Source organism: Pseudomonas sp. YNh, assembly GCF_037993085.1.
Classification (GTDB): domain Bacteria; phylum Pseudomonadota; class Gammaproteobacteria; order Pseudomonadales; family Pseudomonadaceae; genus Aquipseudomonas; species Aquipseudomonas putida.
Map to the genome: position 1 here is coordinate 209875 of NZ_JBBMRJ010000005.1, position 18382 is coordinate 228256.

The 18382-nt window shown below is 63.8% G+C and carries 17 protein-coding genes and 2 riboswitches; of the genes, 4 read left to right on the top strand and 13 right to left on the bottom strand.

All coding sequences use genetic code 11. The features are described from left to right. Positions 1 to 24: 24 nt before the first annotated feature. Positions 25 to 1596 (bottom strand): sensor domain-containing diguanylate cyclase, encoded by a 1572-nt coding sequence (locus tag WF331_RS06775; RefSeq protein ID WP_016500450.1) that lies wholly within the window; start codon positions 1594 to 1596, stop codon positions 25 to 27. A 64-nt stretch (positions 1597 to 1660) separates the two neighbouring features. Then, positions 1661 to 2140, bottom strand: a complete 480-nt coding sequence (locus tag WF331_RS06780) for a hypothetical protein (RefSeq protein ID WP_016500449.1) — start codon at positions 2138 to 2140, stop codon at positions 1661 to 1663. Between the two features lie 130 nt (positions 2141 to 2270). Here WF331_RS06780 and WF331_RS06785 point away from each other — a divergent pair, with 130 nt between their 5' ends. Next, positions 2271 to 2768 (top strand): GNAT family N-acetyltransferase, encoded by a 498-nt coding sequence (locus WF331_RS06785; RefSeq protein ID WP_016500448.1) that lies wholly within the window; start codon positions 2271 to 2273, stop codon positions 2766 to 2768. Positions 2769 to 2899: 131 nt separating this feature from the next. Further along, the gene (locus WF331_RS06790; protein WP_229609169.1) at positions 2900 to 3214 is read left to right on the top strand and encodes a hypothetical protein; all 315 of its coding nucleotides are present in this window, start codon (positions 2900 to 2902) and stop codon (positions 3212 to 3214) included. Between the two features lie 122 nt (positions 3215 to 3336). Here the strand turns inward: WF331_RS06790 and WF331_RS06795 are convergent, their stop codons facing one another. The 7 genes from WF331_RS06795 to WF331_RS06825 form a co-directional block, all read right to left on the bottom strand. Then, positions 3337 to 4674, bottom strand: a complete 1338-nt coding sequence (locus WF331_RS06795) for an OprD family porin (RefSeq protein WP_284398123.1) — start codon at positions 4672 to 4674, stop codon at positions 3337 to 3339. Then, positions 4671 to 5105, bottom strand: a complete 435-nt coding sequence (locus WF331_RS06800; RefSeq protein ID WP_016485989.1) for a pseudoazurin — start codon at positions 5103 to 5105, stop codon at positions 4671 to 4673. The genes WF331_RS06795 and WF331_RS06800 overlap by 4 nt, the downstream gene beginning before the upstream one ends. 17 nt (positions 5106 to 5122) lie before the next feature. Beyond that, positions 5123 to 5911: an ABC transporter ATP-binding protein gene (locus WF331_RS06805; protein WP_016500444.1), complete on the bottom strand. Its 789-nt coding sequence runs from the start codon at positions 5909 to 5911 to the stop codon at positions 5123 to 5125. Next, entirely contained in the window at positions 5908 to 6924 is a 1017-nt protein-coding gene (locus tag WF331_RS06810; protein ID WP_016500443.1) for a FecCD family ABC transporter permease, read from the bottom strand. Before WF331_RS06810 ends, WF331_RS06805 begins: the two co-directional genes overlap by 4 nt. Beyond that, the gene (locus tag WF331_RS06815; protein WP_284398119.1) at positions 6924 to 7934 is read right to left on the bottom strand and encodes an ABC transporter substrate-binding protein; all 1011 of its coding nucleotides are present in this window, start codon (positions 7932 to 7934) and stop codon (positions 6924 to 6926) included. The genes WF331_RS06810 and WF331_RS06815 overlap by 1 nt, the downstream gene beginning before the upstream one ends. 110 nt (positions 7935 to 8044) lie before the next feature. Next, positions 8045 to 8242: riboswitch (cobalamin riboswitch) on the bottom strand. 28 nt (positions 8243 to 8270) lie between these two features. Continuing rightward, complete coding sequence (locus WF331_RS06820) at positions 8271 to 9437, bottom strand: DUF1624 domain-containing protein (protein WP_016500441.1); 1167 nt, start codon at positions 9435 to 9437, stop codon at positions 8271 to 8273. 204 nt (positions 9438 to 9641) lie between these two features. Then, positions 9642 to 11768, bottom strand: a complete 2127-nt coding sequence (locus WF331_RS06825; protein ID WP_340622752.1) for a TonB-dependent receptor — start codon at positions 11766 to 11768, stop codon at positions 9642 to 9644. A 110-nt stretch (positions 11769 to 11878) separates the two neighbouring features. Next, a riboswitch (cobalamin riboswitch) is annotated at positions 11879 to 12085 on the bottom strand. 161 nt (positions 12086 to 12246) lie between these two features. Here WF331_RS06825 and WF331_RS06830 point away from each other — a divergent pair. After that, on the top strand, positions 12247 to 12993 hold the full coding sequence (locus tag WF331_RS06830) for an outer membrane beta-barrel protein (RefSeq protein ID WP_059395104.1): 747 nt from the start codon (positions 12247 to 12249) through the stop codon (positions 12991 to 12993). Positions 12994 to 13125: 132 nt separating this feature from the next. Here the strand turns inward: WF331_RS06830 and WF331_RS06835 are convergent, their stop codons facing one another. From WF331_RS06835 to lpxO, 3 genes are all read right to left on the bottom strand, one after another. Beyond that, on the bottom strand, positions 13126 to 13695 hold the full coding sequence (locus WF331_RS06835) for a GNAT family N-acetyltransferase (RefSeq protein WP_059395103.1): 570 nt from the start codon (positions 13693 to 13695) through the stop codon (positions 13126 to 13128). Between the two features lie 78 nt (positions 13696 to 13773). Then, on the bottom strand, positions 13774 to 14118 hold the full coding sequence (locus tag WF331_RS06840) for a carboxymuconolactone decarboxylase family protein (protein ID WP_013973174.1): 345 nt from the start codon (positions 14116 to 14118) through the stop codon (positions 13774 to 13776). A 162-nt stretch (positions 14119 to 14280) separates the two neighbouring features. Further along, positions 14281 to 15180 (bottom strand): lipid A hydroxylase LpxO, encoded by a 900-nt coding sequence (gene lpxO / locus WF331_RS06845; protein WP_049275535.1) that lies wholly within the window; start codon positions 15178 to 15180, stop codon positions 14281 to 14283. 158 nt (positions 15181 to 15338) lie between these two features. Between lpxO and thpR the strand changes: the two genes are divergently transcribed. Continuing rightward, positions 15339 to 15884 (top strand): RNA 2',3'-cyclic phosphodiesterase, encoded by a 546-nt coding sequence (thpR, locus tag WF331_RS06850; protein ID WP_049275534.1) that lies wholly within the window; start codon positions 15339 to 15341, stop codon positions 15882 to 15884. A gap of 7 nt (positions 15885 to 15891) precedes the next feature. On the opposite strand, the gene WF331_RS06855 is transcribed toward thpR, so the two are convergent. After that, positions 15892 to 18324: a TonB-dependent siderophore receptor gene (locus WF331_RS06855; protein ID WP_284398114.1), complete on the bottom strand. Its 2433-nt coding sequence runs from the start codon at positions 18322 to 18324 to the stop codon at positions 15892 to 15894. Positions 18325 to 18382 lie beyond the last annotated feature (58 nt).

Sequence of the window (18382 nt, forward strand, 5' to 3'; positions counted from 1 at the left end):
GGTTGTACCTGCGCAGAGGCCGGTTCAGGCAATAGCTACCCGGTTACGCCCCTCCTGCTTGGCCTGGTAAAGCGCCCGGTCCGCCTCGCTTAATGCGTCCATGGGCCCGCTGCCAGCCTCGCCATCCCAGCGTGCCACCCCCAGCGAAACCGTCACCGCGCCCACCGGCTGCACGGGCGTATCCTGCACCGTGACCCGCAGCCGCTCGGCCACCACGGCGGCCACGTCCAGGCTGGCCCCCGGCAGCAGCATCAAGAATTCCTCGCCGCCGGTGCGGCACAGCAGGTCGCCCTCGCGGCAGCAGCGGCGCATCAGCTCTGCCAGGCGGCGCAGCACCTGGTCGCCGACCTCGTGCCCATGGTTGTCATTGACCTGTTTGAAATGGTCGATGTCCAGCACGATGGCCGCAAAGGCGCGGCCTTCGGCTTCCAGCAATGACAGGCTGAATTCCAGGCTGCGGCGGTTGCCCAGGCCCGTCAGCGGGTCGGTCTGGGCGTCACGGTTGAGCCGGCCGATGCGCTCCTGCAGCAGGTTCAGCCCGATCAACAGGGCGCGCTTGAGTTCGGCTGCCTCGAAGTACCAGGCCCGCACGCGATGCAAGCGCTCGGCGGTGCCAGCACGGTCCATCGCTCGGGCACCGGCAGCCAGTTGCCACAGCGGCCGGGCGATGGTCATGGCCAGCCACCACAGCAGCAGGCAGCCCACCAGCGCCAGTGGCGCAGAAGTGCCTACCACGTTGAGGATCAGGTGGTTCAGTGGCATCACCGTCTGCGTCAGCGGTTGCTGCGCCACTACCCCCCAGCCGGCGCTGGGTACAGTGGCAAACCCGGCGAGCATTTCCACACCCTGGCTGTTGGTCAGTTGGCGGGTACCGTTGTTTAGGGTCGCCAGCTGGTCGATCAGCGCATTGCCCTCCACCACTGTGCCGACCCGTTCGCTATCGGGGTGATACAGCAGGCGGCGGTTGCGGTCGACCACATACAGGTACGAACCGTCCTTGTAGAAATGTTCGCCCAGCAAGCTGTTGAGGATGTTGCGTTCACGCAGGTACAGGCTGCCACCGACATACCCCATGTAGCGACCGTTGCTGTCGAAAACGGGTTGCGACAGCGCCACCACCAGGTTGTCGGCCGCCGAAAGGTAGGGTGTGGAAACCAGCGGGCGGCGTTCTTGCAATGCTTCCTGAGCGCCGGGCGACTGTACGTGACTGCCGACCAGGTGCCGTAGCGGGGCAGGGGATACTGCCAGCAGCACGCCGTTGGCATCGATCACGAAGGTGGAGTTGAAAGCCATGCTCTGGCCCAGTACACGGTCGGTCTCCACTTGCAGCGCAGCGGCATCGCCCAGCTGCCGGCCTTGTACGCCGGCGCTGAAGGCCAATTGCTGCTGGGCGTTGCCGATGAAGGTTTCGGTGATGCTGGCCAGCTTCATCGCATACACCCGGTTGGCTTCCAGGGCGTGGTCGATCAGCAGCTGGCGCTGCACCCGGTAGCTGGCGAAATAGCTGGCGCACAGCATGACCAGGGCGGTGAGGGCGCAGAGCACCAGAATGAGTGTGCGTAGATCCAGGCGCAATCCGTGCTTGGCGTGTGGCAATCCTGACCTCGGGTGATTGAAAGTAGCGACGACCTTTCGCGCTAGGGGGGATGGGGCGCCGCGTTCAGGAACCAGGCCTGTCCAGTGCGTTCAGCTCGTCTTCCACCTGCTGCATGCGCCGCTCCACCAGCGCTTGCACCTTGACGTCGCGGGCGGTTTCGCGCATCAGCGCGGTGAGTTTTTCGCTCAGGCGCTTGCCGGCTTCGGTGTCTTCCAGCGCCCTGGCCTTGGCGGGGTCCTGGGTGGCGGCAACGATGGTGGCAAATTCGGCGTCGCTGAAGTTCTTTTCGCTGTACAGCCGGAACAGGTCTTGGCGCTGGTCCTCGACGGTCAGGTACTTGCGCAGTACATCCTGGATGGTGGCCTGCGACAGCTGCGGGTGAGTGCGGCCCAGCAGCGTGGCCATGCGCTCGATGTTATGGGTGTAGGCATCCTGCAGCGGCAGCTGGGCGAGGATCTGATCTTCGCGGGAGGGCTTCTGGTCGCAGGCGGTGAGGGCGGCAGTCAGCAGCAGGGGCAACAGCAACTTCTGGAAGCGAGGCATGGCGTGGCCTGGTCGGGCAGTGAAGACTGCCGATTATACCGATGTCCGCCTGGCCACGACGAGCTTTGTGATTTGCCTTGAACGGCGCGCTGCGGTAGAACCGTGCCCTCCAACCACTGCCAGCAGCCCCATGCCGAACTGGACCCTGCAACCTGTGGCGCGCGTCGCCATTGCCGAAGTCGTTGCGTTTGTCGATAACGCTCGCCGCGAGCTCTTCCCGATGCTTGCGAAGGCGCCATTGCCGCACGACCTTGCGCATTTTGCCGACACCTACCTGGACGGCGCGGGATGCTTTCTTGAGGCCCGTGATGACGGGCGGCTGGTCGCGGTGATCGGCTACGTGCCCTATGACCACCGCTTTGCCCAGCTTGATTACCACGCTGAGCGGGTAGTCGAAGTGGTACGCCTGTTCGTGCTGCCGGCCTACCGCCGGCATGGGCTGGCTGCCGCGTTGTTCGGCGCGTTGCGCGAGCGGGCGGAGCAGGCAGGCATCGGCTGCCTGTACCTGCATACGCATCCGTTTCTGCCGGGTGCCATTGCGTTCTGGGAGCGGCAAGGGTTCGCGGTGGTGGATGTGGAGCAAGACCCGGTCTGGCAGACCACGCACATGCACTTGCGACTGCCCTGACCTGTGGGAAAGCGCCTACAGCGGAGCTTTTGGCGTGATCGACGCGTTCATTTCAAAACCGGCCCGGCTTGCTTACCTTCCCCAGTGCACGGTTTGCTCACTGCACCCGAGGGAGACTCACGATGCCATACATGGCCCTGTACAAACTCAAGCTGCTGGACGAATTTGAAGAGCGTATTGACCGGTGGACCTTTGCGGATTTTGAAAAAAGGCTGATAGAACTGTGGCGGGGGGCGACCTACCATGACGCCAAAGGCATCATCAATGCGGCGCACAAGGAACGCCGTTGGCCGAGGGTGGTGAAGCGGTATCTGCTGACCAATTACCAGGTGTTTGGCAACGTCAGTTCAGAGCTGGAACGGGCGTTTGCCGAGGTGCTGGTCGCGATGAATGAACAGGAGCGGATGGAGTGGGGGTTGTTGCCTGCGGGTAGCTCGCTCGCATGATGGAGCCTGGGCGGCGCCTACAGGCGTCGCGCAGCGCGGGCTTTTCGCGATGCCTGTAGGAGCGGCCTTGCGTCGCGATGGGCTGCAAAGCACCCCCCGGCTCCATCAGGCAACTCGGTCTATCAGAACCCCCCGGACAACGGCCACTCCACCGCCAACCGTATCTGGTCCCCGTCCAGCTCAGCCTGCGCCGTGTTCCCCCGGTGCACGTTATGCCTCACCGAGAACGTCGTCCCCTTGGCCTTGCCGCTCTGCACCACATACCGCGCCTCCAGGTCGCGCTCCCAATGCTTGCCACCCTTGCCATACCCCAGGTACGCATACCCGCCATTGGGGTCGAGATGTGTGCCGTCGATATCGAACCCCCTCACGTACAGCGCCGTGAGGTTCAACCCCGGCACCCCATAGGCCCCCATGTTCAGGTCATAGCGTGCCTGCCAGGATTTCTCGTTCGGGGCGTTGAAGTCCGACATCTGCACGGCGTTGGCAATGAAGATTGCCCCTCGCGTCACGTAGTCGAACGGGGTGTTGCCGTCGACCTGCTGCCAGCCAAGGCTGAAACCGTGCGGCCCCTGGCTGTAGCGCGAGACCAGGCTCCAGGTGGTGTTGTCGATGCGGCCGGACAGCGCCTTGCCAGTGTCCGTGGTGCGGTACAGGTTGAGGTCCAGGCTGATGCTGCGTCGGTCATCCAGCGCATGGCTGAAGGTACTGCCCAGGTAGTGCTGGTTCCAGCTGTCTTCGTAGCGCGAGGTATACAGGCTGCCACTGAACGCTGCGCCGGGGTTCCACACCACACCGGCCAGGTCGAAACTGTTGCCTTGCTTGCCGTTGGAGTAGTTCACCACGAAGCCCTTGTCGTGGCTGGAGGCATTGCGGTCGGTGCTTTCGTTGAAGTGCCCGGCCAGCAGCTTGAGCGTGTCGAACTCGTTGCTGGTGAGGAAGAACCCTGTAGCGGTTTCGGGCAGCAGGCGGCTGTCGGAAGAGCTGAATACCGGGGTCTTGACCCGTTGCTCGCCATAGGAGAGCACGGTATTGGACGCCCGCAACTTCAGCGCTGCCCCTGCACGGCTGTATTCGTTTTTCGGGTGCCCATCGTTATCCACCCCCAGCAGGCGCGCTTTGCCCGCGCGCCCGCCGCCACTGTCGAGTTGCACGCCCAGGTAGGCATGGGCATCGACGCCAACACCGATCAGGCCCTGGGTGAAGCCGGACTGAAAGGTCCCCATCAAACCGTAGGCCCATTCCTCGGCCTTGCCATTACGTTCGCTGCGCGGTTTGTAGGCATTGCGCGCGGCACTGTTGCGCCCACCGTGCTTGTAGTCGCGTTGGTCGAATACGCTGCGGTTGAGGATGTTCCAGCTGCTGTCTTCGACAAAACCGCTGCTTTGCGACTGCGCGGAGTCGGCCAGGGCCAAGGGCGACAACCCCAGCAGCGGCAACGCTAACACCAGCCGGTTCATCGCGCGGCCTCAAGCTTCTGCAACTGGGCCGCGAAGCGGGCTTGCGCCCGTGCAGGCAAGCTGGCTGGCAATTCGGCAGCCGGCGCATCACCCACCTGGATCAACATAACCATGCCCATCGCCAGGTGCGGAATGCACTGGATGCCATATACGCCCGGCACGCTGAAGGTTTGCTCGAAAGGCTGGTTCAGTTTGCTCTTGAAGGGTTCGGCGCCTGTGGGCAGCAGGCCGGGCACGCTGGCCGCATTGTGCCCGCTCTGGGTGGGCAGAAAGCGCACTGTGTCGCCGGGGGCAATGCGCAGGTGATCCGGCTCGTACACCATGGCGCCTTCGCTGCCGCGGTTGAGCATTTTCACTTCATGCACCTCGGCCAGTGCGGCGGGGGCAAGCAGGGCGCTGGCAAGCAGCAGGGCAACAGGGCGCAACAGCATCAGTAGAACTTCCTGGTTCAAGGGGCGCGAAAACGCAGGATGCGCGCGCCATCGAAGGGGTCGGTGAGGTAGCGGGCATGTACGCCGAAGGTGCACAGCAGGCGCTCGGGCGTGAGGACGTCGAACGGTTTGCCAAGGGCGACCAGGTGGCCCTTGTCGAGCACCGCGACGCGGTCGCAGGTGAGTGCCTGGTTGAGGTCGTGCAAGGCCACCAGCGTGGTGACCGGCAAGGCTTGAACCTGCTGCAGCAGGCTTAGCTGGTGCTGAATGTCCAGGTGGTTGGTAGGCTCGTCCAGCAACAGTACCTGTGGCCGTTGCGCCAAGGCGCGGGCGATGTGCACGCGCTGGCGCTCGCCACCCGACAGCGAACCCCACAGGCGTGTGCGCAGGTGCAGGGCGTCGAGGTCAGCCAGGGCCTGCTCGACGATGGCACGGTCCTCCCCAGAGAACGGTGCCAGTGCCGACAACCAAGGCGTACGGCCCAGGGCAACGGCATCGAACACACTGATTGCATCGAGGGTGTCAGCCTGTTGCTCAACCAGCGCCAGGGCCTGTGCAACACGGCGGCGGGGCAGCTGTGCCAGCGGTTCGCCCAGCAGTTGCACGCTGCCGCTGGCCGGCTTGCGCAGCCCGGCCAGCAGCTTAAGCAGTGAGGATTTGCCGGAGCCGTTGGGGCCGACAATGCCCAGGGTTTCACCTGCCACAACGTGCAGGTCGATATCGCGCAGCACGGTATTGCCGGCCAGTTGCAGCCCCAGGCCCTGGCAGCTCAGTGGCGCAAGCTGTGCAGCGATCATGACCGTCATGAGTGCCCTCGGCGGCTGACCAGAATCAGTGCGAACACCGGTGCACCGATCAGTGCGGTTACCACGCCCACGGGAATCACCTGGCCTGTAATCAAGGTGCGCGAAAGGACGTCGGCGGCAATCAGGAACAGTGCGCCGCCCAGTGCGCTGGCGGGCAACAGGCGGCTGTGCCCGGGGCCGAGCAGCAGGCGCAGGGCATGCGGGATTACCAGCCCGACAAAGCCGATGGCGCCGACGATGGACACCATCACCGCCGTTACCAGTGCCGTGCAACTGATCAGCAGTAACTGGGTGCGTCGCACCGGGATGCCCAGCGATGCAGCCGAATCGGCGCCGAAGGTGAAGGCGTCCAGCGCGCGGCGGTGCAACAGGCACACCACCAGGCCGAACAGCGCCACCGGCACAGCCAGCCACACGGAAGGCCAACGCACACCGCTGAGATTGCCCAGTAGCCAGAACAGGATGCCGCGTGCCTGTTCGGCGGTGGCCGACTTGGTGATGAGAAAAGCGGTGAGGGCGGTGAACAGTTGCGAGCCGGCGATGCCGGCGAGGATCACCTGCGCGTTGTTGCTGCCTGGGCCGGCCGCGCGGGCCAGTAGCAGCACCAGGGCGAACGCAGCCAGCGCACCGATGAAGGCGCCACCGGACATGCTCAGCGCCAGGCTACCCAGACCCAGCAGGCCGACCAGCACTGCACCGGTCGAGGCGCCGGCGGACAAGCCCAGCAGGTACGGCTCGGCCAGCGGGTTGCGCAGCAGCGCCTGGAGCACCACACCGCAGGTGGCCAGGCCGGCACCGCAGGCTGCAGCGACCAGGGTGCGGGTCAGGCGGTAGTTCCAGACGATGCCGGCGTCGATCGGGTCAACCGGGTAGCCGGCCTGCCACAGGTGGTTGGCCAGCACCTGGCCGACCACGCTGGGTGACAGGTTGGTCTCACCGATGGCAGTGCCGGCCAGCAAGGCGGCCAATAGTGCCGCCAAGGCGATTGCGATGCAGGGTAACAGGCGAATCATCACTGGGCCGCTTTACCGCTGGCGAAGGCTGTCGACAAGGTTTGCAGGCCACGGAACAGGCGGATGCCGGCCTGCATGGCGTCGGCGTCGAGGACGATGATGCGGTTGTGCTTCACCGCGTCCATGTTACGGGTTACCGGGTCGTTGCGCAGGAATTCCAGCTTTTTCTGGTAGTCGTCGGCGGGGAAGCGGCGGCGGTCCATGCGGGCGATGATCAGCCAGGTGGGGTTGGCCTTGGCCAGGGTTTCCCAGCCTACGGTCGGCCACTCCTCGGTGGACTCGACCACATTGCGCACGCCCAACGTGCGCAGCATGAAGTCAGCGACCCCTTGACGGCCCGCCACGTAAGGGTCGATGTCGAGGTCGGCGCTGGAGAACCAGAACAGTGCCGAAGTGGTGGACAGGTCCTTGCCGGCCAGTTGTGCCTTGGCGCTGTCCAGGCGGCCTTTCAGCTCGGCGTTCAACGCAGTGCCGCGGTCCTGCACGTCAAAGATCTCGGCCAGCTGGCTGACGCTCTTGTAGATGCTGCTGACCTGGAACGCCTGCAGGCGGGTGCCGTCGGCGCCGACCAGGTTGTCCTTGCCCTCGCAGTCCGACGGCAGCAGGTAAGTGGGGATCTTCAGTTCATCGAACTGCTCGCGGGTGCCCACCACACCCTGGGCGCCGACCATCCATTCGAACTGCACCGTCACCAGTTGTGGGCGCTTGCCGACCACGGCCTCGAAGCTGGGGTCATTGTCGGCCAGGCGCGGCACCTTGTCGTTCTGCGCCTGGTACTCGGGCAGCACGTTGTTGAACCACAGCGAGGTGCCCGCCAGCTTGTCGCCCAGCCCGAGTGCGTAGAGCATCTCGGTGCCGGCCTGGCCGATGGTGACGGCGCGCTGCGGCGCCTGGGCGAAGGTTTGCGGTTTGCCGCAGTTCTCGACCGTCAGCGGGTAGTGGGTGGCAGCGGCCTGGGCCAGGCCAGTGAGGCCAAGGCCGGCGAGCAGGGTGGCGAAACGGGGCAGCATGCTGGGCGATCTCCTATCGGACAGTTCGGGTGAGGAACGCACGGACAGGCATCGCCGAGCCCCGCCGATGGCAGGGGCAACACTGATGGCCAATCCCGGACACCCCGCCGGTTGGTAAATGTAGGCCGGCAGGTCTCCTGACTGGTGCGTCATGGCCCGGCTCCGGCCTTCCCGGGCGCGTGGCCCAGTGGCATCGATGGAGCAGGCTCGGCACCTACAGTTGCGGGGGCAGTTCCGTTTGGCCCGTATTGACGGGCCTGGGATTCCCTATTAATTCCATGGTGGAAACCGGCGGCCCGCATGGTAGACCATCGCGCCGCCGGGTGAAAACGCTTTTCAGAAGTACTTCAGCCAGGTGATGTCGCGGCGGCGCGCTTTCAGGCGGGCGAACCCGCGCACTGGCAGGTACAGCGAAACCGCCAGCGCCGCTGCACCCAGCCACACCGCCGTGATGCCGTCGAAACCGAAATAGTCGCCATGGTTGAGGCCGAACAGCGCCACGCAGGCCAGGTACAGCAGTTTCAGCACGTACAGGTGCAACAGGTAGAAGAACATCGGTGCTGCGCCAAACACTGCCAGCGCGCTGATCCACCGGGCCTGGCCGGCGCGTTCGAAGGCGCGCAGCAAAAGCAGGCCGCAGCCCAGGGTCAGGGCCAGGAATAGCAGTGACGGCGGGTATTTGGTGATGTTGAAGAAGCTCATCACGGTTTGGGTGAGAGTAGGGTAACCGCTCCACGGCGCCTCGCCATAGCCGTTGAACAGGCGCAACACGACAAAGCCCAGCAACGCAGTCAGCCCAGCCAGCAGCAGGCGCTGCTGGCGTTGGCCGGCTGTGCTGCCACGGGCGAACCAGGGGCCCAGGCCATAGCCCAGGGCGATGACGCCGATCCATGGCAGCACCGGGTAAGACGTGCGCAGGCGCAGGTTTTCGGAAAATTCAAGCCAGCCACGGTCGTGCAGGATGGCCCATGGCACGTGCAGGGCGGACTCCACGCCAAAGTGCAGGCCGTCGAGCAGGTTGTGACCGGCAACGATGACTGCGCCCAGGGCGAGCAGGGCCGCACGTGGCAGCCATACGAGCAGCGACAGGGCGATCATGCTGACGCCGATGGCCCAGATGACTTGCAGGTAGATGACGCTGGGGGGCAGCTGGAAGGTCCAGGCGAAGTTGACCAGAGTGAACTCCAGCACCACCAGGAACAGCCCGCGCTTGAACAGAAACGCCGAGACATCGCCACGGCCCTGGTGTTTTTCGCCATACAGCCAGGCCGACAGGCCGGTCAGCAGGACGAACACTGGCGCGCACAGGTGGGCCAAGGTACGGCTGAAGAACAGCGAAGGCTCTGTGGCGTCGATGGTCATCGGGTCGCTGACCTGTCGGTGCAGGAAGAACGTTTCGCGGACGTGGTCCAGAAGCATGAACAGAATCACCAGGCCGCGCAGGGCATCGATGCTCTGCAGGCGCTGGGTGATCAGGGAGGGCGTGGCGCTGGCGCTTGTCATGGAGGGTCGCTGATAGGAATGAATGTCATGTGAAATGTTATCTTATAACTATTTGATTAGAGGTGGGTAGGGGTTTTTGTGTTACCTGTGCCGGCCCCTTCGCGGGCTCGCCCGCTCCCACAGAGATATCGCAGTCATCGAAAACTGTGTTGTATCTGTGGGAGCGGGCGAGCCCGCGAAGAGGCCGGCACAGGCAGGCTCAGATCAGAAGGTGTAATCCACCGTCGCAAAGTACGACCGCGGCATCCCCATCAACCACTGCTGCCCGCTGAACGCCGACTGGACATATTCACGATCAAACAGGTTGTTCAACTGCAAGCCCAACTTCACATCCGGCAGCACCTGCCAGGCGATGTTGGCATCGACCACGGTATACCCGGGGGCGCTCTGGGTATTGGCGGTATCGGCATAACGCTCATCTACGTAGCGCGCACCAATGCCGGCCTCTACCTGCTGGCCGAAGCCTTTGCTCAACCACAGGTTGGCAGTACGCCGTGGCACGTTGGCCGGCCGGTTGCCAGCACGGTCCTGAGCCACGCCGCCGACCATCTCGTCGAAGTCGTCATACCTGGCGCGCACCAGCGACGCGTTGGCCGATACCTGCCACTGATGCGCCAGGGCCAGTTCCAGGGTTGCCTCAAGGCCATCGGACGTCTCCTGCCCAGCCTGCTGCTTCTCGTGGGTGATCGGGTCGTCCACCAGCAGTTTCTTCTTGACGATGTGGTAGGCGGCAAGCGTCCATTCGCCACGGCCGTCCCAGAAGCGCTGCTTGAGGCCTACCTCGGTCTGCTTCGCCTCGGTCAGGTCATAGTGCATCTGTGTGGGGCTGAGGCTGATGAGGTTGTTGACCCCCTCCTGGCTGGTGGAGTACTGCCCGTAGAGCGACAGGTCGTCGGTGACGGCGAACACCAGCCCGGCGCGCCAGTTGCCACCTTGCAGGCTGCGGTCGCTGCGGCTGTCGTTGGTCAGGTTGGTGCGGTCGATGTGGTTCTGGTCGCGGCGCACGCCGGTGACCAGCGACAGCCGGTCGCTCAGCTGCAGGCGGTTTTCGGCGAACAGGGCGAAGGTGTGGGTGCTGGACAAGGTTTGCGGGCGCAGCGGCGAGGCGCTGTGAAACCAGCCCGGTTCTGGTTGCCACGGGTCGATGTAGTCGCCGCCCACATCGTTGTAGGGCGCATTGCTGTCGACGTTGAAGCGGACCTTGTTGTATTCCGCGCCGACCACGGTCTTGCTGGCCAGGCCGAACACGCTGTGGTCAAAGGTGAAGGTCTGGCGGTCGCCGAACTGTTCCTGGTTATGCTTGATTTCCAGGTAGCTGCCGCGCTGCAATTGCTGGCGCTCGGCGTCCCAGCTGTAGTCTTCGGCGTTGCGCCAGTGGCGGCGGCTCTTGATATAGTACAGCTGGTTGCTGGCGCTGACGTGGTCGTTCAACGTCCAGTCGGTGGTCAGCCGGGTCCACTCATCGACGTAGTGCTGCACGTCGTTCTGCACGTTGTAGTTTTTCTTGCGCAGGCTGCTGCGGTAGTGCCCGTCGATCAGCGGGGTGCCGTAGTAGTTGGCAGGCTCTGCATCGCCACGGTCGTGGGCAAGGGTAAAGCTGAGGTCGTCACTGGCATCGAAACGCAGCGCGGCACTCAGGGCCAGGCTGCGCGAAGTGGTGCGGTCGACCCAGCCGTTGCCGGCCTGCTGGTTGAGGGTGAGGCGATAGCTCAGGCGCTCGCTGAGGCTGCCGCCGCTGTCCAGGCCCAGCTGCTGGCGGTCCCACGAGCCGTAGCCCAGGCGCAGGTGGTTGCGCACCTCACCGGCAAACGGTTTTTTCGGGATCACGTTGATCACCGCGCCGGTGGCGCCTTCGCCATGCAGTACCGAAGCCGGGCCGCGAATCACATCGATGCGTTCGACCATCCACGGGTCGACAGGGAACGTCTGGGTGCCGGCACCGGTGTACAGGCGGGCGCCGTCGAACAGGGTCATCACCGAGCTGTGGCCGGCAAAGCCGCGGGCGGACAGGCCGGTGCCGCCGTCGCCCGGGGAGCCGACGAAGGTGATGCCCGGCGACCGCGTTACCGCATCCTGCACGGTGAGGTTGTTGCGCTGCTGGATCTGCTCGGCGCTGATGCTGCTGGTGCTGGCCGGTGTTTCCAGGGCGCTGAGGCCAAGGCGCGAGCCTGCCTGGGTTGGCGTGGCCAGGTCGATGGCCCGGCTGTCGAGGGTGTCGGTGATGGCCGTGGAGGGCAAGGCCAGGGGTTGTGGGTCACGGTCATCGGCCAGGGCCGGCAGGGCGACGGCCAGGCAGGCCGCCAGGGGGTGAAGCTTGAACTTACGGGACATGTCGTTCCACTGCTGCAGGAATGAATGGATCCCGGTGGAAAACACGCAAAGGCGAACCATGCAGGCAGGCGCGCGCACGGATTCCGGCCTGCGCCCGCCCACCGCGGGTTGCCAAGTGACGCTCCAGGCCGGTCTCCGGGCTTGCGAGGGGCATGACACCTTCACCTTCCCATGCATGTGCACAGTGGTATCTCGAAGGGGTCGCTCGCTTACCGTTGCGGGGGCAGCGCCGGACTTGTCGTGGGTACCACGACGCACCGGCTTCCCGTTTCACCCTGCGCGCGGCGGCGAAGGGCACCTGAAACTGGCGCGCATCTGACCACTGAAACGCTGTGGCGTCAAATGTTGGCGCCCCATGAATACCGCGATAAAACACAAGGTTGCGCGCGGTTAGTGATTTTTTTTTCGAACTTTTTTCGCGGCGTTTGTCTCGAACCGCACGTTCGCCTTTCGTTATCAAGTCATGGAGACTTCCCGCATGTCTGCTCGTCAACTGTTGCGCCACACCTGCCTGCTCGCTCTGATCGCTGCGCCGCTGGCCGCCACCGCCGCGCCCAGCACCGACCCGCTGTTCACACTTGGTCTGCAGGGCGCCTACGACAAGTTCAAGTTCGAAGGTGGCAGTGAAAGCGACAAGGAACACATGGGCCAAGGCGGCGTGTTCGCCACCTTCGGCAACAAGCTGACAGCCGAATCCGGTTTCATCTACCAGCTCGGCGCCGAAGCCAAATTCGGCAAGAAGAACGACAACAAGCTCAAGGAGGCCCAGGCCGACCTTGACCTTGGCTGGCGTGCGGCGCTGGACGCTCGCAACTTTGTCGACGTGACCGTGGGCGGCGGTTACAGCTGGTCGCGCTTCGAACCGGAAATCAACGACCTCGATACCAAGCTCACGGTGAAATCGCCCTTTGCCAAGGCGGCATTGGGCTACAACCACCAGTTCGACGCCTCGACCTTGCGCGTGGAAGTTGGGGCACGCCACACCCTGGACGGCCGCGCGCGGCTGAAGGTTGACGACTTTGGTAGCGACACGGTCGACCTGAAAGACCGCACCAACCCGTATGCCGAAGTGACGTTGCTGATGAACCAGCAGGGCGGTATGCCGGTGCAGGCGGGTGTTTACTACACCCGAACCGAATACAAGCTGGATGAAGATTCGCCAGCAGCAGACAACACCAAGCTCAAGCGTGACGAGTTTGGGGTGAAGGTGGGCCTGGCCTTCTGAAACTGAGCGTTTAGCAGGCCCGACCTCTTCGCGGGCTTGCCCGCTCCCACAGGGACCGCACAGTCTTTGAATGCTGCGCAGTACTTGTGGTAGCGGGTTCACCCGCGAAGAGGACTAGCCTGCGAGAGAAGATCAGCGCCCGCGACGCCGCGACACCCGCGCCTCGATATTCTTGCGCCCGATCAGCAGTGGCGGCTTCTCCACCACCGGTTCATCCGCCAGCCACTTGTACATCACCAGGCAATCCACCAGCCCCAGGCGGGCATGGCGATAAGCCTTGGGCAAGCGCCCGACCGTTTCGAAGCCCAGCTTGTGCCACAGTGCCACCGCGACTTCATTGCTGGCCACTACCGAGTTGAACTGCAGGGCCAGAAAGCCCTCTTGGCGTGCCAGCTTCTGCGAGTGCTCGCACATCAGGCGCGCCACGCCCCGGCCTCGTGCCTGTTCGCACACCATGTAGCCGCAGTTGCCCACGTGCGCGCCAGGCCCGGCGGCATTGGCCTTCAGGTAATAAGAACCCAGCAGCTCGCCATCCTCTTCGGCCAGCAGCGTGTGCAATGGCAGCTCCAGCCACAGCTGACGGGCCTGATCGATGCTCAGGGCCGGGTCGTATGCGTAAGTTTCAGCGGCCTGGACAATGGCCTGGAAGGTGGGCCAGAAGCGCTCGAAGTCTTCGGCTGTCATGGGGCGAATGTGGATCATGCGGGTTCCTGCAAGGGCTGGGCCGCCAAGTCTGTGGGGCGCGGCGCCGTCGCGCAAGGGCGACGACGCCGTTTGTGCCTAGCCGTTGGCCTTGCCCACCGCATCCATGGCCCGCGCCGAGTACACCAGCGCCGCACCGGCGTTCATCGCCACGGCCACGCCGAGGGCTTCGGCAATTTCCTCGCGGCTGGCACCGTGTTTGACCGCCTGCTGCGAATGCACGGCGATGCAGCCGTCGCAACGGGTGGTCACGGCCACGGCCAGTGAGATCAACTCACGCGTCTTGGCGTCGAGGTGGTTGGTCTTGGCTCCCGCACCGCTGGCGGTCATGTAACCGGCCACGGTGTCGGGGGAGAGTTGCTTGAGATCGCCGATGCCGGCCATCAACTGCTTACGGTAGGCGTCCCAGTCCATCATGCTCATCGTCTTCACCTTGTGGTGGTTGCGAGTGGAGCTTTCAGGCTAGTCGAAGAGTGACAAGAGCGAGGCTTGTACTTTGGTGGGTGTGCAGCAGTACTTGTGAGGGCAACTGTCTTGCACCATCACTCAGGCTGCCGCAGCACCTTGCAGGAGCACGCTGAGCATTCAGATGTAGATGAACACCAGCACCAGCGCCGCAACCACTGCCCACTTTTCCAGGTAGTAGCGCATGCGGTTGCGCTTTTTCAGCGCCTTGCCGCGTTCACGAATCTTGTAGATGCGGGTGAACAAGCGGTTGATACCGCCGGTCTTGTCGCCGTCACCGTTAGGCGCGGCGGCGGCGGCCATGACGTTGCGGCTGAACCAGCGGTTGAACGCAGTTGCCCAGCGGTACTTGAGCGGGCGCTCGACGTCACAGAACAGGATGATGCGGTTGTGCTCGGTGGTGTTCGCCGCATAGTGGATGTAGGTTTCGTCGAAGATCACACCCTCGCCATCGCGCCAGGAATACTTCTCGCCGTCCACGTCGATGTAGCAACCGTCGTCGTTGGGCGTGTCCAGGCCCAGGTGATAGCGGTACGAGCCGGCATACGGGTCACGGTGGCGCACCAGCTTGGCGCCCGGTGGCAGGGTGGCGAACATGGCGGCCTTGACCGTGCCGATGCTTTGCAGCAGCTCGGTGGTGCGGGGGCACAGGGCCATCGCCGATGGGTGGCTTTCGCCATACCACTTCAGGTAGAAGCGCTTCCACCCGGTCTTGAAGAACGAGTTGAAACCGACGTCATCGTAATTGTCGGACTTCTTGATTTCGCCCACGTGCAGCAACTGGCGGCCTTCCTCGCGGATTTCCTGCCAGTGGTCCTGCAGCGGCTTCAGTTCGGGGAAGGCTTCGACCGGCAAGTAAGGCTTGGCCGGGAGCTTGGAAAACAGGTACAGGAAACTGTTGACCGGGGCCAGGAAGCTGGAGTGGTCGCCCAGCTGGCGGGTCAACTTGTGGCGAACTCGACCGCGCAGGTGCACGTAGGCAATCGAGAGGGCGAAGATAAGTACGAGTGCAATTTTCATGGACGTTTACTTGTCGAAAAATGGCCATGCGCCATGGCATAAGCCCGCCAGCATAAACAATCATGGGGGTAGTTTGTACTTATTGTTACGAAACGCCGGGGCGACATTGGTGTAATGCCCTACAGTCTTGCGCAAACGTTTCACGTCATGGAGTTGGTATGGTTCAGGATATACGCCCCAGCGGTAGCCCGTTCAAACGGCTGTTTTTCGCCTTGCCGGTCAGCGATGCCCAGCGCCGGGCCTTGGCCCAGTGGCGGCGTGGGCTGGGCCTGCGCAGCGGCAAACCGGTGCCGGCGGCCAACTTCCACGTCACGCTGTTGTTCCTCGGCGATGTAGATACTGCCCAGGTGCCTGCGATCTGTGCGGCAGTCGATCAACTGGCGCTGCCGGCCATGGCACCGCGGCTTTTGCTTGACCGCTTGCAGGTGTGGCAGCGGGCCGGCGCGCTGGTGCTGGAGCCACAGCAGACACCGCCAGCCCTGTTGCAACTGGTGTACGGCTTGCAGCAGGCACTGCTGCCGTTGGGGGTGGAGGCGGCCAACCGTGAGTATCGGCCACACTTGACCTTGTCCAGGGATTACCGCGGGCAACCACCCGAGGCCAGCAGCGCGCCGGAGTTCTACCTCGCGGCTCGCCATTTCACGCTCTACGAGTCGCGCAAGGGCGCTTACTGGCCCTTGGCGCAGTGGCCGCTGGCAGACTGACCTGGGGTCAGAGTTGCGGGGTGTACTTGACCGTCAACATGAAGTTGCGTGGCTCGCCATAGTTGTTGCTGCCATTGAGCTGGTTGAAGCCTGCAACCCAGTACTTCTTGTCGAACAGGTTGTTGGCGTTGACGGCAAGGTTCACTTCGGGGGTTAGCTGGTAGGCCAGGCGTGCGCTCCACACGGTATAGCCAGGCACGGTGTAGGTACGCTCGTAGCCGAGGGTGTGGCTCTGGGTGGTGAAGCCCAGGCCGGTGCTCCAGCGCTGGCCGTCCAGTGGCAGGGTGTAATCGGCCCATGCACGCAGCATGTGCTTGGGTGTCCACTGGCTGAAGGTGCGGCCTTTGTCGTCAGGGTCATCGAGGAACTTGGTGGTGTTGTAGGTGTAGCCTGCGAACAGTTGCAGGCCACTCAGCACTTCGCCGCTGATTTCGGCTTCGACGCCTTGGCTGCGCACCTTGCCCGCTGCGGTGGAGCAGTACCAGTCATCGCAGGCGAAGCCCGAGGCTACGTCGGTGACAGCGCGGTTTTCCTGGTCGTAGCGGAACAATGCGATCGAGGCGTTGACCCGGCCGTCGAGCAGTTCGCCCTTCAAGCCCGTTTCGTAGTTGCTGCCGATCACCGGTTTGAGCGGCGTATTGCCCACGGCGCGTTCGGTTTGCGGTACGAACACGTCGGTGTAGCTGGCGTACCATGCCCATTCGCGGGTCAAGTCGTAGATAAAGCCTGCATAAGGGGTGACTTGGCCCGTTTCGGTCATGCGGCTGGTCGGGTAGCGGGTACCGGGGTCGGTCAGGCTGTCGAAGTCGATCGAGTCCCAGCTGTAGTCGAACCAGCTAACGCGCGAGCCAAGGACCAACGTCAGGTCCTGGGTGGGTTTGACGCGCCAGGCGCCGTACAGGCCTTTCTGGCGGATGTCGTAGCTGGCCCTGTTGGCACGTGCCAGATCGCCCTCGAAGACGCTGTCGCGGCTGGGTTCCGGGCGGTCATGGTCGATGTCGAAGATGTTGCCGCCGGCATCGAAATTGCGCCAGTAGGCGTCATCCGAGGTCAGCTTCGAGTAGTTGCCGCCCACGGTGATTTCATGGGCCAGTGGGCCGGTATCGAAGTGGCCCACCACGTTCATGTCCAGGCCCAGCTTGGTCGAGTGAAAATCGGTGAGCCAGTCGGCGTAGGTGATGCCGCTGCCGTCAGGCGCAACGCCCTGGCGGGTGCTCTGCACGCGCTGGTGGGTGGATGTGTTGGTTTCATCCATGCGCACGGCTGCGGCCTTGAAGGTCCAGTCATCGTTGAAGCGGTGTTCAAGGTCCAGGTAGTACGTGGTGACGTCGGTTTCTGCGCGGCTCCAGCGGGCGCCGGTGTAAGTCGAACGCGGCAGGTCGACCGGTTTGCCACTGGCGTAGCGTGGGAGGCCGCGCAGCATCGGCCGGGACTGCTGACGGTTGTAGCTTATGCCGCCGCCCACTGTCGTCGCATCGGTCAGGTCGATGTCCAGTGCACCGTACAGCGAATGGTTTTTGCTCCAGACATAGTCGATGAAGCTGTCGCTTTGGTCTTCGTCAGCGACAAGCCGCCCGCGCACACGGCCGTCGGTCGTCAGCGGGCCGCCGGCATCCAGCTGCAGGCCATAGTGGTCCCAGGAGCCAGCTTTGCCTGTCAGCGTAACGGTCGGCGCCGTTTGGCCACGCTTGCGCACCAGGTTGATTGCGCCACCTGGGCTGCCGGTGCCTTGCAATAAGCCTGAAGCACCGCGCAGCACTTCAACCCGGTCGAAGAACACCAGGTCCTGGGTGGCCCAGTTGCCCAGCGAATAGTTGTTTCGCGGGATCGGCACACCGTCGTATTGCCAGTCATCAATCTGAAAGCCACGCGAGGTCACGACCACGCCAGGGCCAATGCCCTGTGCGCCGACAATGCCCGTGGTGTGGTTAAGCGCGTCCTGCAAGTCGGTGATGCCCTGGTCATCCAGTTGCTTGCGCGTGATGACGGTGACCGATTGGGGAATCTCCTTGAGGGTGTGCGTGCCTTTGCCCAGGGTCACCGCGCGGGCGGCATACGACCCGGTGCCTTCGCTGGTTGCGTCCACATAGTTGTCGGTGATGCTGGTGCTGCCCAGCTCCATGACGTCGCTGCCCAGGTTGCCGGGCGCCACACTGAAATGGCCCTCGGCGGAAACCCGCAACTGCAAGCCGCTACCGGCCAGCGCAGCTTGCATGGCCTGCTCGGCACTCATCTGGCCGACCACGGCAGGTGCCTGCTTGCCGCGCACCAGTGCTGGCTCCAGCGCGATGATGTGGCCGCTCTGGCTGGCGATGCGGTTGAGCGTGTGAGCCAGGCTGGCGGGTGGCAGGTCGAACACTTGGGTTTGCGCCTGGGCAAGCACGTTGAAGCTGGCCAAGGCAGCGACCAGGGGCAGGGCGCGGGGCAAGGGGTTGTACACGAATTACTCCCGAATGAAGTGGCTGTCAGGAGGTATGTGGGACGAGCAAAGAAAACTT

Coding starts and splice junctions, on each gene's coding strand:
- WF331_RS06800 (WP_016485989.1), bottom strand. CDS start 5,105: ATGCTGTTGCGCCCTGTTGCCCTGCTGCTTGCCAGCGCCCTGCTTGCC.
- WF331_RS06785 (WP_016500448.1), top strand. CDS start 2,271: ATGCCGAACTGGACCCTGCAACCTGTGGCGCGCGTCGCCATTGCCGAA.
- WF331_RS06825 (WP_340622752.1), bottom strand. CDS start 11,768: ATGTCCCGTAAGTTCAAGCTTCACCCCCTGGCGGCCTGCCTGGCCGTC.
- thpR (WP_049275534.1), top strand. CDS start 15,339: ATGGTTCAGGATATACGCCCCAGCGGTAGCCCGTTCAAACGGCTGTTT.
- WF331_RS06840 (WP_013973174.1), bottom strand. CDS start 14,118: ATGAGCATGATGGACTGGGACGCCTACCGTAAGCAGTTGATGGCCGGC.
- WF331_RS06780 (WP_016500449.1), bottom strand. CDS start 2,140: ATGCCTCGCTTCCAGAAGTTGCTGTTGCCCCTGCTGCTGACTGCCGCC.
- WF331_RS06815 (WP_284398119.1), bottom strand. CDS start 7,934: ATGCTGCCCCGTTTCGCCACCCTGCTCGCCGGCCTTGGCCTCACTGGC.
- WF331_RS06835 (WP_059395103.1), bottom strand. CDS start 13,695: ATGATCCACATTCGCCCCATGACAGCCGAAGACTTCGAGCGCTTCTGG.
- WF331_RS06830 (WP_059395104.1), top strand. CDS start 12,247: ATGTCTGCTCGTCAACTGTTGCGCCACACCTGCCTGCTCGCTCTGATC.
- lpxO (WP_049275535.1), bottom strand. CDS start 15,180: ATGAAAATTGCACTCGTACTTATCTTCGCCCTCTCGATTGCCTACGTG.
- WF331_RS06790 (WP_229609169.1), top strand. CDS start 2,900: ATGGCCCTGTACAAACTCAAGCTGCTGGACGAATTTGAAGAGCGTATT.
- WF331_RS06795 (WP_284398123.1), bottom strand. CDS start 4,674: ATGAACCGGCTGGTGTTAGCGTTGCCGCTGCTGGGGTTGTCGCCCTTG.
- WF331_RS06810 (WP_016500443.1), bottom strand. CDS start 6,924: ATGATTCGCCTGTTACCCTGCATCGCAATCGCCTTGGCGGCACTATTG.
- WF331_RS06805 (WP_016500444.1), bottom strand. CDS start 5,911: ATGACGGTCATGATCGCTGCACAGCTTGCGCCACTGAGCTGCCAGGGC.
- WF331_RS06820 (WP_016500441.1), bottom strand. CDS start 9,437: ATGACAAGCGCCAGCGCCACGCCCTCCCTGATCACCCAGCGCCTGCAG.